Here is a 16,023-nt window from a genome sequence, read left to right as displayed (position 1 = left end):
GGAAGGTCCGCTCAAAGCGATTGAAACTCATCCGGGATGGATGATTTTTATCCATCAATCGCAGCGGCGCTTTCCGGACCCGGACCGCTTGTCTAAGATATGGATCACGGGAAAGAATCGGGCGTCACATCCAGAGGTTCTTCCTCGACAGGTAGCAATAGAGTCTCTTGAGTCTCTGAAGTTTCTCGATTTCCGTTGCTGATTCCGGAGGTACGGGGTAGGTTCTTCCCATCGGAGGCAACGTGAAATTCATCGAAGATCAGACCGAGCAAAAGCTGCGCGGCGGTTACTATACACCGTTGGATCTTGCCGCGTATATTTCGCGGTGGGTGAAGGATCTCGATCCCGATCATATTCTGGAACCAAGCTGCGGCGACGGTGCGTTCCTTCAAGCTTTGGCAGATGTAGGAAGTTTCAAAAGCGCTAAGATAACGGGGTTCGAACTAGATCCGACTGAAGCGCGCAAAGCCGCGCAGAGAGCGAAAAGCCTCGGCCTCCCCAATGCGGATATCCGGTCCGAGGACTTCCTAGCTTGGGCCATCGACAATATGGGAAAAGGTGGCAAGCGCTTCGACGCGGTCGTCGGTAATCCCCCCTTCGTCCGGTACCAGTTCCTTCCGCCGACATTCCAGACCCGCGCAGCACGCATTTTTGACGAGCTCGATCTCAAGTTCACGAAGCACACAAATGCCTGGGTTCCGTTCATCCTCGCGTCGATGTCGCTGTTGCGCCCCGGCGGGCGGCTCGCGATGGTTGTCCCCGCCGAAATCATCCACGTCACCCATGCCCAGTCGCTGCGCAGCTATCTGGGCAAGGAGTGCCGACGCCTCGTCATCATCGATCCCGAAGAGCTCTGGTTCGACGGCACTCTCCAGGGTGCCGTGATTCTCATGGCTGAGAAGCGCCACGGCCCTAGCGACAAGGCCGAGGGGCTGGGCATGGTGCCGGTTCGTGGCCGCGAGTTCATTCGCCGCGCGCCGGCGGAGCTGTTCGCCGCACCGCAGGCGATTAACGGTAAGACCGTCGCAGGTAAATGGACCCGCGCGCTGCTCGATCTCGAAACGCGAGACCTTTTCGACGAGCTCGAGGCCCATCCCGACGTTCATCGCTTCGACGATATCGCGCGCGTCGACGTCGGCATCGTCACCGGTGCGAACAAATTCTTCCTCGTATCCGACGAGACCGTCGAAACCTATGGCCTCGCCAAATATGCCCATCCGATGTTCGGGCGCAGCGAGCATTGTCCAGGCGTGATCTACGACGAGCGGCAGCATGCCGCCAATGCCGAGAAGGGAAGTCCGACGAACTTCCTCTGGTTCGACGATGCCCCCGCGAGCATGCAAAGCGGGCCTAAGCGTTACATCGAGAGCGGCGAACGCGAAATGCTTCATACGCGGTTCAAATGCCGGACCCGCGCGCCTTGGTTCAAGGTGCCGTCAGTCTATGCGACCGAGGTGGGCATGCTCAAGCGATCACACGACACGCCGCGCCTGATCCTCAATAGGGTAGGCGCCTACACGACGGACACCGCCTACCGCATTCGCACGCGCGACATAGCGGGCGAACGACTGGTCGGCTGCTTTCTCAACCCAATGACCGCGCTCAGCGCCGAACTTGAGGGTCGCCACTATGGGGGAGGCGTGCTCGAGCTGATCCCATCCGAGATCCAGCGCCTACTGATCCCTCTCCCCAAGGATGCCGACATCGACCTTGAAGCACTCGACGCCTCGATCCGGAATCGGCCCACGCACGAGACGCTGGAGAAGCAGGGCAAGCAGGTTCTCGGCGCGCTCGGTATATCGAAAGCGAGCCAGCTGAGTGCGTTGGAAGGGTGGCGGAAACTGCGCGATCGCAGGCAACGCACCTCGACCGAGGATCTGCCCGAGGCGAAGGTTTAATCGATGTCGATGCGGAATTTCGAATTGTCCACAGTCGACTGCCAAATTCGCATTGTACGCCCCAGCAAGTCTTCCCGAGCTACTAAGGGTCGCGCCTGATTCCAGCTTAGTCCCGATGGCGAATTATGGTCGACAGGCGCCGCGGCGGCGCGTGTCAGGCTGTGGCGCAGAGTGAGGGGGAATGTGCCAAGCAAGACCCCTTTGATGACTAAGTCGAAAGCCTGTTCGGCCGTTTCGATCGTTCCCTTCTTCGCCCAGAGCAAATGACCGAAAAGCTGATTGCGGAAATAGGTCACCCGATCGATATGATCGAAGGTACCCGAACCGAGGGTAGTCGACCCTGTCGGATTCGAGTTCGGTCCGGTCGGTATGCCAAGCGACCGGCGGGTCAGGGGCTTGCTCTCCCACACGAGCAGCAATTCCGGCTCAACCGTTGCAGCCGCAGCAACTTGAGGGGGCGCAGCAAGAGGCGCAGCAACGGGCGCTGCCGGGGCAGCGGCCGCCTTCTTCTTGTAGATCGGCGGCGGCGCCATTTTCATTCGCGGAGTGGGATCAGCGCTACCCGGTTTGGCGACGGTTGCAGGCCTGGGAGGTGGTCGCAGCGTTTCGTCGATCACGCGACCGGCAGCGAGCAGTGCATCCACTGCCGCATTATCTGGAATCGAAAACACATTCTCGGGGTGCGCCGCAGCCAGTCCGTCGAACAACTCCTCGAGCTCGGTTGCAAAGGCGATGTCTACATCGGCATCCGGGGCAAGGCGCAGCAAAACCCCGGCTTCGACATTGTTGTTCAGGCCGCCGAGCGTCAGGTTGGCACTGCCGATCGACAGTCTCCCGCCATCGTCGCCCCGGACGTAATAGAGCTTCGGGTGGAAAAGCAGTGAGCGCGAGCCTGTATCTACGACAAATAACGATACGCCGGCCGCCAGTAATTTCTTCAACGCCTGCGCCGAAGTGATTTCGTTGCGAATGCCAGCGAATACCAAAACGTTCGCGGCGTGCGGCTGCACGAATGGCTCCACCAATTCGACGCCGCTTTCCGAGACAAACGCTACGCTCATGATCGCGCGCGATACGCTTCCGCCGAACATTTCTTTCAAGGCGTCCGCATGGGTCCGTTTAGTCAGACCTTGCAGAATCAGTTCACGCGACATGGTTCCCCCTGCACCCGGACTACATTCAAAGACGCAGCGAGCGCAATGGGTCGCCGCTTAGGGGCAAGGCAGGCTCGTGCCACGCTGCACGTTCGAATAAAATTCACTTTCGCTATTTCTACTATTTCTGCTATTACGTGATTCGATAGCTTGAGGAGGTTCGGGTGGCAGTTATCGATGTGGATTTTGAGGTGTATAAGGCTCTCACCGTCATGCGGCCCAACGAGGCCACAACGATTAACGACGTGCTCCGCAAGCTGCTGCACCTCGACGCTAGGGCGGAAGTTCCTCTCACCGCGAGTGGAACCGGGCTCGCGGGGTGCGAGTTCAAAGGCGTCTTCCTGCCCGATGGCACCGAGTTCCGGGTGACCTATAAGGGACGTACCTACGCCGCAGCAATCAAGGAGGGCGCGTGGATCGGCGAAGATGGCATTCGCCGAAACAGCCCTTCAGACGCAGCCTGCGCCATCACCAAAGGTAACGTAAACGGATGGCGCTTCTGGAAAGTGAAGCGCCCGGGCGACGGCGACTTCCGGGTACTTGAAGATCTGCGAATTCGCGCGTGATCGTCTGATGTGTCTCAGGCGGCGAGGATCTGGGCCTGCTCGGAAAGGTCCTGCGGATCATATTCCTGGCCAGTACCAAACGCGTAGAGCAGCGTGATCCGTTCGCCGTTCCACATATATTTGAAATGCTCGGCTTGGATTGGGCGGCCGAGGCATTCGGGTTTGAGGACCGTGATTCCGGTCGCCGAGCGGCGTTCGCGGGGACTGAAGAGCAGCCCGTCACGACCCGCCTCGTCAACTTCCTTGCCGAGCGCGAGGCAGCGTTCGCGATCATCCTGACCATCCCATCCGCGCGCGTCGATGAACGTACCGCGGACGGGCCGCACGAATTGACGCATTTCTACATAGGTCGCGGCTTGGGCAGTACGAGAGAGGAAGAGCTCGCGTTTAGCGACTGAGATGGCAAGAGCGGTCTGAAGGCAGCCAGCCAGTTCCAGAACATTGCGGTTCGCACCGAAAAAACGGCTTCCCTCGGGATTAGGATAAACAAACGGTGCGTGATTCCAGTTTTTGAAACGCGGCTGGTCTTGGTCGACAGCCGCCATGCCACGGGTCAGCCGATCCTTTTCACGAACACGCGGGTTCGTGATTTCCTCGATCTTGGCAAAAAGCTCGTCGCGTCCGTCCGCAATGCGCTCGTAGAGGCGCACCGTCGGAAAACGCGACGGAATGATGTTGTGGAACTTGTCATCATCGATCGCGATGATGGGCAGTTTAGCCGCCTCGCTGTGCATCGAGATATTGCCTTACTCGAACAATGTCGAAGAAGTTTCCTTCGTCCAGCATGACGTCAAGCGCTGACGCCCCGCCGAAAAACGCATTGGGTTTTCTCACCCACCCCTCCGATTCCGCAGGATCGGTGAATAATATCTCCAATGCCTTCCATATCGCAAGCAGGTTCGAAATTCGCTCGATAGTATCGCGGGGAAGTGTGCCTCCGTCTTTCTTCCATTTGAAGAATGTCGAACGCGGCGGCGATCCTAGCAAACGCATCTGCTCGTCGGTCGAAAGGCCCCAAGCTTCCGCGAGTGGGGTGAAGACGTCCAGCGCTACGGGAATCGCTGATCGTCCCCCGCCCTCCCAGGCGACGGATAGCGCAGTCATAATTTTCCCCTTCTCCAGATTTGGACTTGCAAGTGTATTAAGTCTCGATATAGACAGTCCACAGCGAGACTCGATTGACGTTCTAGTCCATTTGAGACTCGCTCGCAAGAGTCCCGGGCGTGTTGCTTTCGGGGGCAAATTGGAGAAGCCTGATGTCCGCCTATTTTGAATATCAAGTCGATGGCGCCGTCATTCGTGCCACCGATGACCTCATTGACGGGCGCGCGGTGCGCGTTTCGGCCGGCCGTAATCCCGCGAGCGCTTTTGTGCTCATCCAGATCGACGGCGGAATCGCCCAGTCGGTCGGGCTCGAGGAGGCCGTCCAGCTTGAGAAGGGCAAACGTCTTCGCTTTCGTACCTTCGAAGCCGATCATACAAACATGTTCACGGTAAACGAACGCGGTTGGGAATGGGGTGCCGATGAAATCGGTGAAGCGGAGGTTCGCGACATCGCGGGCATCCCGGACGATCACGACCTCTACCTCGATTCCGATGCCGATCGCCTGATCGAGCGTGGGAGCGCGGTCCCTCTTTCGGGCAAGGGCGTCGAGCATATCCGCTCGCGCAAGGCTGCACCGAAGACGATCACGATCATCGTCAATGCGCGCAAGCATCAAGTGAAGACGGGCACAATCAGCTTCGAGGAGTTGCTCGTGCTGGCGTTCGCCTCGGCGCCGAGCGGCCCCAACGTCTGCTTCACCGTGAGCTATCGCAAAGGCCCCAAACCCCACCCCGAAGGCTCGCTCCTGCCCGGCCAGAGCGTCCATTTGATCGAAGGGATGACGTTCCATGTCACAGCAACTGATAAGTCGTAATCCCGACCTCCTCCGCCTGCAGGAGGAAGGCTATGAGGTGGCCGTCGAGGCCGGCCATCTCGTCCTGTCCAACATTCCCTATGTGACGCCGGGAGGGCTTGTTGCGCGCGGCAAGCTCGTCTCGGAGCTAACTCTGGCCGGCGATCGCACCCAGCGCCCGAAAACGCATGTCGCGATGTTCGCCGGCGAAACGCCTTGCGATGTCCGGGGGCACCCGCTCGCCCGGATCATCAACAGCAGCGCCCGGCAACCGCTCGGCGAGGGGCTGGTGATCGACCATAGTTTCTCTAGCAAGCCCGCAGTTGGCCATTATGCCGACTATCACGAAAAGATGACAACCTACGCTGCCATCCTCGCCAATGAAGCTGCGGCGATCGATCCTGAAGCGACCGCGCGAACGCGCCGCGTCGTCGCGAACGACGACGATCTTTCACCTTTTGTCTATCTCGACACGGCGACGTCGCGCGCCGGGATCGGCGAGGTGACGCAGAAGCTGGTCGGCGAGCGGGTCGCGATCATCGGTCTTGGCGGGACCGGTTCCTATGTGCTCGACCAGATCGCCAAGACTCCAGTCGAGCGCATCGATCTTTTCGACGACGACGACTTCCTCCAGCATAATGCCTTCCGGTCGCCGGGCGCGGCGGCGCTCGATACACTGCGCGAACGGCCGAAGAAGGTCGATTATCTCGCCGCCATCTATTCGCAGATGCACCGCCATATCGTGCCGCATGCGGTCCGGCTCTGCCCGAGCAACCTCGACCTTTTAGGCAGTGCGAGCTTCGTGTTTCTCTGCCTCGATGCCGGCGAAGCGAAGGCGGCGATCATCGCCGAGCTTGAGCGCCGCGATTTGCCCTTCATCGATGTCGGCATGGGGCTGCATCTCGTCGACGGCGCGCTCGTCGGGCAGCTACGTGTCACCACGAGCACCCCCGGGATGCGCGAGCAGGTGCGTACGAAGGGGCGTATTCCGCTCGAAGGCGCGGGACTCGACGATCTATATGCGCGCAACATCCAGGTTGCCGATCTCAACATGGCCAATGCCGCTTTCGCGGTAATCCGGTGGAAGCGCCTTCGCGGTTTTTATGCCGATCTCGAGGATGAGCATTTTTCGCTGTTCACGCTCGACGGCAATCATCTGCTGAACGAGGATCGACGCGGAGAGGCGGCGTGAGCCGGGTCAAGCAGCTCGATCCGCGCTTCGTCGAAACGATGCCCGACACGATCGAGCCGGGCATCCTTTATGTCTCGCTTGAATATGGCTCGATGATCCATGGCTGCGCGTGCGGCTGCGGCGGCGAGGTCGTGCTGCCCTTGACGCCGCTCGACTGGTCGCTGCGCTATGACGGCGAGACGATCTCGGTCTGGCCATCGGTGGGGAATTGGAGTCTGCCCTGTCGCTCACATTATATCATCGACAAAGGCCAGATTCGCTGGGCAGGGGCGTGGACCGACAAGCAGATCGCGGCGGGTCGGGCGCTCGACCTCGCGCGCAAACAGTCCCGCGCGGCGCCGGCGATGAAGCCAGCCCAAGAGGCCGATAGCGCCGTTTCGGAGACGACTGTCCGCGCCGCACCGCCGCGCTCCTGCTTTGACGGGATCCGCCACCGGGTCGCGCGATGGTTCGGCCGGACCTGATCGGCTAAGATCGGCAAAAACAAGCTTCGTCTGAGCATGACGGCTAAGAGGGGGAGAGAGAAATGCAGAAGCATGGCGGCGGCACGCTCTTTTCGGCGAGCGATCTCGTCAATTTCATGGGCTGCATGCACGCGACCATGCTCGATCTCGGTCGCCTCGACACGCCAGTGGTGTTCGCGCCCGACAACGAGCAGACGAAGCTCCTCCAAGAGATGGGGATCGCGCACGAGCGCGCCTATCTCGAACGGCTTAAAGCCGAAGGCCGGACAGTCGTCGAGATCGATGGCGAAGACGGCATCGAGGCTAAGGCCGAACGGACCCGCGCCGCGCTGCGATCCGGCGCCGACGTCATCTATCAGGGCGCCTTTCTCGAGGGGCCCTGGCAGGGCTATTCGGATTTCCTCCTCAAGGTCGACCGCAAATCGGACCTGCTCGGCGACCATTCCTACGAAGTCGCCGACACCAAGCTCGCGAGATCGGCAAAGCCCAAGCATCTCATCCAGATGTGCATCTATTCGGATATCCTAGCGCGCGAGCAGGGCCTGATGCCCGAGCGCATGCATGTTGTCCTCGGCGACGGCAGCATTGCAAGCGTCCGCGTCGATGCGATCATCCATTATTTCGAATTCGCACGCGCGCGCTTCCTCGACTTCGCCGGTGCACCGCCGGCAGTCTCGGCGAGCGCGCCGTGCGGCCATTGCAGTTACTGCCACTGGGCCGAGACCTGCCATGCCGAGTGGGATGCCGCGCATCACCTCAGCCTTGTCGCCGGGCTCGGTCGCGGTCAGGCCGAAGCGCTGACGAGCGCCGGGATCGGCGATCTCCTTGCTCTCGCGGCGATGCCCCAGGGCACCCGGGTCGAGGGCATCCAGCCCGAAACCCTCTGGCGTCTGCGGGAACAGGCACGGCTCCAAGCGCACCAGCGTGCGACGGGCGAGCGCCAGGTTGAGCGTCTCGAGGTCGAGCCAGGCCGCGGGCTCGCCCGCCTGCCCCGCCCCGATGCGGGCGACATGTTCTTTGATATGGAGGGCGATCCACTGTTCGAAGGCGGGCTCGAATATCTTTTCGGGGTAGTGACCGTCGACGGCGGCCGAGAGAACTTCCATGCCTTCTGGGCACATGACCGCGAGCAGGAAAAAGCGGCCTTTCAGGACGCGGTCGATTTTATGACCGCGCGGCTCGCGCGCTATCCCCGCGCGCACATCTATCATTATGCGTCCTATGAGGAATCGGCGCTCAAACGTCTCGCGATGCTGCACGGAACGCGCGAGGCCGCGGTCGATGATTTTCTTCGCCAGCACCGGCTCGTCGATCTTTATCGCGTTGTGCGCGAAGCGGTACGCACTTCGGAGCCCGCTTATTCGATTAAGAATATGGAAAAATTCTATCTCGCCGAAGCGCGTGAGGGCGAAGTGACAACCGCGGGCGACAGTATCGTTATATACGAGCGCTGGCGCCGTCTCGACGAGCCGAAGCTCCTCGAGGACATCGCCGACTATAACCGAATCGACTGCAGCTCCACGCTGCAATGCCGCGACTGGCTTGTAGGGATGCGTCCCGCAGGCCTCGCTTGGGCGGAATGGGAGCCGGGAGAGGATGACGCCAAGCAGGCAGCGGAGCGGGCAGAGGCCGAAGAACGGGTCGCGGCCATGTCGCTGGCGCTGCTTGCGGGGGATCATGCCCGAGAGCCATGGCGACAGCTTCTCGTCGACCTCCTCGAGTTCCACCGCCGGGAAAGCAAGCCCGCTTGGTGGGCGGTCTTCTCGCGGCAGGATCTGCCCTATATCCAGCTTCTCGAAGATGCCGAGTGCATGGCCGGGCTCGAAGCCAATCCCGACGTTGCGCCGCGCCCCGAAAAGAAGTCGATGATCCACAGCTTCCGGTTCCCCGCACAGGACTTCAAGCTCAAGATCGGCGATAAGCCTAAACGCGCCGGCACGCTCGAACCCGCGGGCGATGTTGTCGCCATCGACGACGATGCCCGGACGATCGAGCTCAAGATCGGCCCGAGCCGCAGCCCGGTCGAGGCCGGAACGTCGTTGATTCCGCCGGGCCCCGTCGGCGACAGGGAACTTCGCGCTGCGGTCTATCGCTATGCCGAGGCAGTGCGCGACGGGCACGAGGAGCATTATGCTGCCGTGGGGTCGATCCTGCGCGGCGAACTGCCGCGTCTTTCCGGGCGGAAAGCGGGCCAGAGTATCGTCGGGAACGGGACCGATACGCTCGCAGCGACGGTAGATGCGCTTCTCGCGCTCGACCGCAGTCACCTGCTGATCCAGGGGCCGCCCGGCGCTGGCAAGACCTATACGGCGTCGCGGGCGATCGTCGCGCTTCTCGAGCGGGGGATGCGGGTCGGCGTCGCTTCGAACGGCCACAAAGCGATCAACCAGCTCCTGCGCGAGATCGAAACGCTCGGTGCCGAGCGGGGATTCCGCTGCACGGCGATCAAGAAGAGCAGCCGCGAGGATCAGATGCTCGGGACCGGCGGGTGGATTGAGGACACGCTCAAGAACGAGGCGGTGACTGGGTCCTACCGGCTTGTGGCCGGCACCGCATGGCTCTTCGCGCGCGACGAGCACGACCAGGCCTTCGACTATCTGTTCGTCGACGAGGCGGGACAAGTCGGCCTCGCCAACGCGGTGGCGATGGGAGTCGCGGCGCGCAACATCATTCTGATCGGCGACCAGATGCAGCTATCGCAGCCGATCCAAGGCAGCCACCCGCGCGGCAGCGGCGTGTCGGCGCTCGAGCATCTGCTTAAGGGCCATGCGACGGTCCCACCGGATCGCGGCATTTTCCTTTCCGAAACTCGCCGCATGCATCCCGATCTTTGCGGGTTCGTCTCGGCCGCCGTCTATGAGGGACGTCTCCGTTCGACCGAGGAGACGAAGGCTCAGCAGATCCTCGCCGATCCCTCGTCCGACCCCGAAGCGATTGCGGCGGCGGGCCTGCGCTTCGTGCCCGTCGATACGATCGGCTGCACCCAGCGGTCGCCAGCCGAGGCCGAGCGCGTCGAGCGGACCTACAGGGCGCTCCTCGGACAGCGCTGGCGTGACAATAAAGGCGTCGAACATGAGATCTGCCGCGACGATATTCTCGTCGTCAGCCCTTATAATATGCAGGTCGAGCTGCTCAAGCGCGTGCTCCCGGAGGGCGCGCGCGTGGGCACGGTCGATAAGTTCCAAGGCCAGGAGGCGGCCGTTGTGCTGGTTTCCATGGCGACGTCGAGTGGCGACGACCTGCCGCGCAACATCGAATTTCTTTACAGTCGCAACCGGCTCAACGTCGCAATCAGCCGCGCCCGCTGTCTCGCAGTGATCTATGCGAACCCGCGGCTGCTCGAAATTCCCTGCCATACGATTACGGAGATGGAGCTCGTCAACGGTCTCTGCTGGGCACGGCGCTTCGCCGACGAGCAGCGAAGTCGCGCGGGCTAGGGCCGAGGCAGTTGGACGCTTCCGCCTGACTTCGCGTTCGCAGACATCCGACCCTACCATTCGGCAAGGCGCGTGAGCCGCTGGTCCTTGGTCCGCACGTACATCTTTCGCAGGGGCTGGCCGCCTCCGCACACCCCCGATATGGTGCGCGGTTGAAAATGGGCGCTCGCTGCCGGCGGCAGGCGCCGACAGGGATCGCGCGTCTGTCCTGACCGCGCTGCGCACCCGGCCCGGCTATCTTGGCGGTGCGGCGGCTAAGCACATCTGCGCACGCACGCCGCACCGCCTGCGGCCGGTCCGAGAGCGCGATCTTTGTTTAAATCCGCAGGTGCGGCGATAGATCGTTAGATTTGACGATCATGTTGGCGCCGCGCGGAGCGCGGCGGCGTTGTCGATCGGCCTCCCGTCTGTCGCTGGGTTGGCCGGCTCTCCCCTCTGGGCGCGTCCCGCCGTCCCGCAAGCCGCTGCGCGGCTCTTCCTCTTCGTTCCAGCCCTTCGGGTGCGGGCCGCCTTTCTGGCCGCGCCCGGCAGGTCGCTCTCGCCGCCCACCCCCGCTCCGCCGGGGGCCTGATGGTTAGGGGGCGGGAAATGGAGGATGACATGGGAAAGACCAAAGAGCGCCGCGATGGGGGCAAGCTCCTGTCCGCTGATTTACATGCTGCCTTGCGCGCGAATGACGAGGCGCGACGTGCTGCCGTGATGGCGGGTGCGGTAGAGCCGGACTTCGTGCCGGTTGCCAAATTCTTCTCGCCGGTCGGTGCTGCGACATGGCTCGCGACCGAATTGGGCGAGGATGGCGATACGCTTTTCGGGTTGGCCGACCTTGGGTTCGGTTGCCCCGAAATCGGTTCGTTCAGCCTGTCCGAACTCGCGTCGGTGCGGCTGCCCTTCGGTCTCGGCATCGAGCGCGATCTAGGTTTTACCTCCGAGGTTCCGCTGTCGAGTTGGACCGCCGCTGGTCGCCGTGCGGCATCGATCATCACTGCCGAACAGAATTTCCGCCGTGCCGCGCGTGGCGAAGAACTTCCGAAGTCCGAGGGCTGAGGCAGACGCGGGCGGCGCGTCTCGCCGCCAAACCTAAGCCGGTCCGCCCAATCGCGAAACTCGACGGACCGGCACCTTCCACAAAGAAAGGTGAAGACAATGAAACTCGACTTTATCGACCTTGGCAAGCTGTCGATCAGCAAGACCAACATGCGCTACGCCAAGAAGGCGCCGGATGTGGCGGATATACTGCCGACCGTCCGCGCGCGGGGCATCCTCGTTCCGCTCATCGTCCGTCCGAACTGCGCCGAGGGCGCATTCGAGATCGTGGCGGGCGCGCGTCGCTTCACAGCGGCGACCATCGTCGCGGGCGAAAGGGCCGAGGCCGAGCCGCTTCCTTGCGCTATCCTCGAAGATGGCGACGATGCCGCCGCGCTCGAAGCCTCGTTGATCGAGAATGTGGCGCGGCGCGATGCCGACGAGGTCACCCAATGGGTCACCTACACGCGGCTGGTCCGCGAGGGGCGGAGCATCGCCGATATTTCCGATACGTTCGGAATGCCCGAGGCGATGGTGAAGCGCATCCTCGCGCTCGGCAATCTGTTGCCGCGCATTCGTTCGCTTTATGCGAAAGAGAAGATCAGCGCGGGCACGGTCCGGCACCTGACGATGGCCTCCAAATCGCAGCAGCGCGCATGGCTGACACTGTTCGATGACGCGGACGCCTATTGCCCGCAGGGTCAGCAGCTCAAGAACTGGCTGTTTGGCGGCGGCGCAATCAGTGCGGCCCATGCCCTCTTCGATGTAGAAGCGAGCGGCCTTGCGATCATTGCCGACCTGTTCGGGGACGAACGCTATTTCGCGGACAGCGATGCTTTCTGGACCGCCCAGCTTGCCGCCGTCGAGGAACGGCGGGCGCGTTTTCTGGACGACGGGTGGCGCGAGGTCGTCGTACTGCCCAAGGGTGATTACTTCCGCGAATGGGAGCATCGCCACGCCGCCAAGCGCAAGGGCGGGCGTGTCTATTTCGAGGTCCGCGATAGCGGCGAGGTCGATATCCACGAGGGCTATGTCACCGCGAAGGAAGCGGCGCGGCTTGAAAAGGGCAGGAAGATCGAAACCGGGCCCAAGGTGTCGCGTCCGGAACTGACTTCGCGGATGCAGACCTATGTCGATCTTCATCGCCATGCCGCCGTGCGCGCCGAAATGACCGGCCATCCGGCGGTCGCGTTGCGCTTGATGGTTGCCCACGCCATCGCGGGGTCGCCGCTCTGGAATGTGCGGGTCGAGCCGCAATCGGCGAAGGACGACGATGTGCGCGAGAGCGTCGAGGTTTGTCGCGCCGAGGCGGTGTTCGACGAAAAGCGGCGCGCGGTGCTGGCGCTGCTCGGCTTCGATACCGAGGAACCGACCGTGACGGGCGGCAATTCGATGCCGCTCGCGGACCTGTTCCAGCGGCTGCTCGACCTGCCCGAACGTGCGGTGACGGACGTGATCGCCATCGTCATGGGCGAAACGCTGTTCGCCGGGAGCGCGGCGGTCGAAGCGGTGGGCCTCCACATCGGTATCGACATGGCCGCATGGTGGAACGCCGACGATGCGTTCTTCGCCGGTCTTCGCGACAAGGAGGTGCTGACCGCGCTGGTTGCCGAGGTCGGCGGAGACGACACTGCAGCGGCGAACGCCAAAGAGAAGGGCGTGACCTTGAAGGCGATCGTCCGCGATCATCTGGACGGCAACAATGGTCGCACTAAGGTCGAGGGGTGGGTGCCGAGGTGGATGGCCTTCCCGCCCGCCGGCTACACCGAGCGCGGCGGGATCGGTGCCGTGGTCGCACTTAGCGAAGCGGCCCCTCAGGGAGCGGAGGAAAAACCGCAGCGTAAAGCCGCGTAAAGCTGAGGGCGGCGATGTCATGTCGCCGCCCCTACGCCTTAGGTCCGAAAAATCGCGCGCCGCTCGCCCGGTCCGGGCTCGCGGCAAATTGTATGGCCGATCAAATAGTCATGGCCGGACAATTGGGCAGTAAGTCAGAGAACGAAATGGGATCGCCCATCGCCTAAGCCGCGTCCCAGACTCTGTTCAGAATTTGAGCCGCCAGAGCGGCCTTGTCCTGTGGCAAAAAACGTCCGTAATGTGCGGCGACCGTGTCGGGCGTGTCTTGGATCGCATAGCTGGCCTGTTCATATGACCCGGTCTGCTTGAGGATATGAGTAGCCAGCACGTCCCGGACATTATGCGGTCCATGAGGCAAGAGGCCTTCTATCGCGCCGCGTTCGGTATAGGGGTTCCGGATGCCATATCTTTGAATGATCTGTCGCCAAGCCTCGTAGAAGGTCGTCTGATTATATGAGGCATCGCGGGTCTTCGTCTTGACCGTCTTCACAAAGAATGTTCCGGGGTCTTTGGCACGACCGAGAAGGACGCGGCGATGCCGGTCGATATAAGCCTCGATATGCTCATAGAGACCGCCGAGGTTTGGCAGCACCAAACGAAAGGGCTTGTTCCCGAAAAAGGATGAGCTAGCGTTCTTGAAGGCCGACGCTGGGATCAAGACTTCCCAGCCATGCTCCTTGACGTTCCATCTGAGTTCGCCGCGTTTCCGCATTTCGAGATGGCGTTCTGCGGTCGGCAGTCGCCCTTTGGGGCAGATTAGCAATTGGCGAAGATTCTTCTGTCGCACGCCCAAGTGCAGACCGAGGCGAAGCATTAGGAAGGATCGGGAGGCTTCCGCTGCGGCGCGAGGATAGCGAAGGGCGTTCGGCATCAGCTTGAGGATCTCGTCGGTGATCTTGCGATACTCGCCCACCGGGCTGTCGGCCTCAAGGACGGGCATGATAGGCTCGAACGGGTCGCGGTGTACGCGAGCAACGCGCTCGATCTCCTTCACGCGGGAAAGGCCATGCCTGTAAAGCCTGTCACACGCCCCATCCCAATCCGACCGTACCTCTTCGATGTCAGCGCTCGACACCAACCCGGCGATCGGTTGAAGACGCGAGGCCAAGCCAGGCGACTGGCGTAGCCAGCCGGTTTCGACACGGCAAAAAGCGAGCGCGAGTTGGAACATGTTCGCTTCCCAGACCGTGTAGAAGCCGCGGCGGCGTTCGCGCCACTGGACGTACCAATCTAGGATGGCAGGAAAGACCAGCAGTCCCATCGCCAGCCTTTCGGTCGGAACACCGTATCCCTTGACCACGCTACGCGGCGACGCCGCGAGAGCGCCGAAGAGAAGCCCCAAGTGCTCGATTTTCTGAAAGGCCGTGGCTTCATTCCAGACACCGTTCCTGTGGAACCCAATGTCCGTCAACGTAGCTGTCTTGAACCTCACGAGGTCCGCCATCTCCGCTTCCAACGGCGGTGGCGCATCTGCGCGGGCCACGGCTAGTTCCAGGTCTGCTTCATCGGCTGATTGAATCTCGCCCTCGTTCGCTGGATCGAAATCACGCAGACGCCGGCGGTGTGTCAGCGAAGGGAAGCGTATTGCAAACCGGTGCTTTGCTGCCTCTGCCTGATAGCGTCGGTAATCCGTCGTGCCGGAGATGATGACCGATCGTACCCACTGCAATATTTCCTGCCGTTCTCGCGCAGGCCGGTCATCGAAATCTTCGGGCAGATGCCATGCGAGCCTCCGCCGCTCGGAGCGAGTGACGCCGCATAGCCGTGTGTGCCCGCTCGCGGCTCGCATATTGTTGGTCAACTTGGCTTTGAAGTAACCAGCCGGGAGACGATATCGTCGCTCGATCATCGCTAGGATCGCGATGCTCTTTACGGAAGTCGGAGCTTTCTTCCCGGCTGCCCATTGGACGAACGTCGAGCGTTCGATCTTCGCGCCGAAATAGCTGAGTGCCTTGTGCAGGTGCCCAATGGAATCGGCGTGTCGTTCGAGGTGCAAGGCAAAGGCTTCGTGGAAGCATGGGACGTCCGTCCATTCAGATATGACCGCTTGGGGAAACTCAACGACGGGCTTTGGTTTGCGGCCGCGCTTGCGAGGTTGCATCGATTGGTTTTCCGACGGCGCAACGGCAGCGGCCGTCGAAAAGCTAGAGCTCTTCAACGTCATGAAATTTGGTTCTTCTTTCCGGGTTTAGAGGTGGGCTGAGCGCCCTATAATAATCTGAAAATATTGAAAGGCAGAGTTCGACAGCGGGCTATGCTGCCGTCAAAATGATCCGAATTTCAGTGTGCGTTGCCTTTCAAGGCGCGCAGCCAGCGCTATAGATGTTGACCTCTGAGCAGCCCCTAAATAAAAATTTCCCCGTCGTAGATTGGACCGCTAACCTCGATTCTTCGCGGTCATTTTCCCCAGACGGGTGCCCGATCCCGAGGTGAAGCCGCGCCTTCGGGGGCTTATTTGGGGGCCTGATAGACGATGCTTCAGAAATAGGCCGGTTTTTAGCCAATTCTTGGCTCTATTCGACTCCCTTCACCGCTCC

13 protein-coding genes are annotated in these 16,023 nt (G+C 61.6%); 8 read left to right on the top strand and 5 right to left on the bottom strand.

The features are described from left to right. Positions 1–104: 104 nt before the first annotated feature. Positions 105–392, bottom strand: a complete 288-nt coding sequence (locus tag ATE71_RS22795) for a hypothetical protein (RefSeq protein ID WP_235587914.1) — start codon at positions 390–392, stop codon at positions 105–107. Here ATE71_RS22795 and ATE71_RS04345 point away from each other — a divergent pair. Beyond that, positions 300–1,898, top strand: coding sequence for an Eco57I restriction-modification methylase domain-containing protein (locus tag ATE71_RS04345; protein WP_235587912.1), 1,599 nt, complete (start codon positions 300–302; stop codon positions 1,896–1,898). The genes ATE71_RS22795 and ATE71_RS04345 overlap by 93 nt on opposite strands. On the opposite strand, the gene ATE71_RS04340 is transcribed toward ATE71_RS04345, so the two are convergent. Further along, complete coding sequence (locus ATE71_RS04340; RefSeq protein WP_082665079.1) at positions 1,895–3,052, bottom strand: phospholipase D-like domain-containing protein; 1,158 nt, start codon at positions 3,050–3,052, stop codon at positions 1,895–1,897. The genes ATE71_RS04345 and ATE71_RS04340 overlap by 4 nt on opposite strands. A gap of 164 nt (positions 3,053–3,216) precedes the next feature. On the opposite strand from ATE71_RS04340, the gene ATE71_RS04335 reads away from it, so the two are divergent. Continuing rightward, positions 3,217–3,618 (top strand): DUF4357 domain-containing protein, encoded by a 402-nt coding sequence (locus tag ATE71_RS04335; RefSeq protein ID WP_058802221.1) that lies wholly within the window; start codon positions 3,217–3,219, stop codon positions 3,616–3,618. 14 nt (positions 3,619–3,632) lie between these two features. On the opposite strand, the gene ATE71_RS04330 is transcribed toward ATE71_RS04335, so the two are convergent. Next, a complete protein-coding gene (locus ATE71_RS04330; RefSeq protein WP_058802220.1) occupies positions 3,633–4,352 on the bottom strand; it encodes an RES domain-containing protein in 720 nt (239 codons plus the stop codon). Beyond that, positions 4,333–4,722 carry an antitoxin Xre/MbcA/ParS toxin-binding domain-containing protein gene (locus tag ATE71_RS04325; RefSeq protein ID WP_058802219.1) on the bottom strand — a complete coding sequence of 130 codons (390 nt, stop codon included), beginning with the start codon at positions 4,720–4,722 and terminating at the stop codon, positions 4,333–4,335. The genes ATE71_RS04330 and ATE71_RS04325 overlap by 20 nt, the downstream gene beginning before the upstream one ends. A 152-nt stretch (positions 4,723–4,874) precedes the next feature. Between ATE71_RS04325 and ATE71_RS21500 the strand changes: the two genes are divergently transcribed. The 6 genes from ATE71_RS21500 (at position 4,875) to ATE71_RS04295 (ending at position 13,486) form a co-directional block, all read left to right on the top strand. Then, positions 4,875–5,537 carry a multiubiquitin domain-containing protein gene (locus ATE71_RS21500; protein WP_063132292.1) on the top strand — a complete coding sequence of 221 codons (663 nt, stop codon included), beginning with the start codon at positions 4,875–4,877 and terminating at the stop codon, positions 5,535–5,537. Next, positions 5,512–6,708 carry a ThiF family adenylyltransferase gene (locus ATE71_RS04315; RefSeq protein WP_058802218.1) on the top strand — a complete coding sequence of 399 codons (1,197 nt, stop codon included), beginning with the start codon at positions 5,512–5,514 and terminating at the stop codon, positions 6,706–6,708. Before ATE71_RS21500 ends, ATE71_RS04315 begins: the two co-directional genes overlap by 26 nt. Then, positions 6,705–7,172 carry a DUF6527 family protein gene (locus ATE71_RS04310; protein ID WP_058802217.1) on the top strand — a complete coding sequence of 156 codons (468 nt, stop codon included), beginning with the start codon at positions 6,705–6,707 and terminating at the stop codon, positions 7,170–7,172. The genes ATE71_RS04315 and ATE71_RS04310 overlap by 4 nt, the downstream gene beginning before the upstream one ends. 62 nt (positions 7,173–7,234) lie before the next feature. Next, positions 7,235–10,609 (top strand): TM0106 family RecB-like putative nuclease, encoded by a 3,375-nt coding sequence (locus ATE71_RS04305; protein ID WP_058802216.1) that lies wholly within the window; start codon positions 7,235–7,237, stop codon positions 10,607–10,609. A gap of 600 nt (positions 10,610–11,209) precedes the next feature. Then, entirely contained in the window at positions 11,210–11,653 is a 444-nt protein-coding gene (locus ATE71_RS04300; protein WP_058802215.1) for a DUF2958 domain-containing protein, read from the top strand. Between the two features lie 99 nt (positions 11,654–11,752). Beyond that, positions 11,753–13,486, top strand: coding sequence for a ParB/RepB/Spo0J family partition protein (locus ATE71_RS04295; protein ID WP_058802214.1), 1,734 nt, complete (start codon positions 11,753–11,755; stop codon positions 13,484–13,486). 163 nt (positions 13,487–13,649) lie between these two features. On the opposite strand, the gene ATE71_RS04290 is transcribed toward ATE71_RS04295, so the two are convergent. Beyond that, the gene (locus ATE71_RS04290; RefSeq protein WP_235587898.1) at positions 13,650–15,650 is read right to left on the bottom strand and encodes a hypothetical protein; all 2,001 of its coding nucleotides are present in this window, start codon (positions 15,648–15,650) and stop codon (positions 13,650–13,652) included. Positions 15,651–16,023: the final 373 nt, after the last annotated feature.

Source organism: Sphingopyxis sp. H115 (genome assembly GCF_001468465.1).
Taxonomy (GTDB): Bacteria; Pseudomonadota; Alphaproteobacteria; order Sphingomonadales; family Sphingomonadaceae; genus Sphingopyxis.
This window is presented reverse-complemented; position numbering and strand designations above follow the sequence as displayed.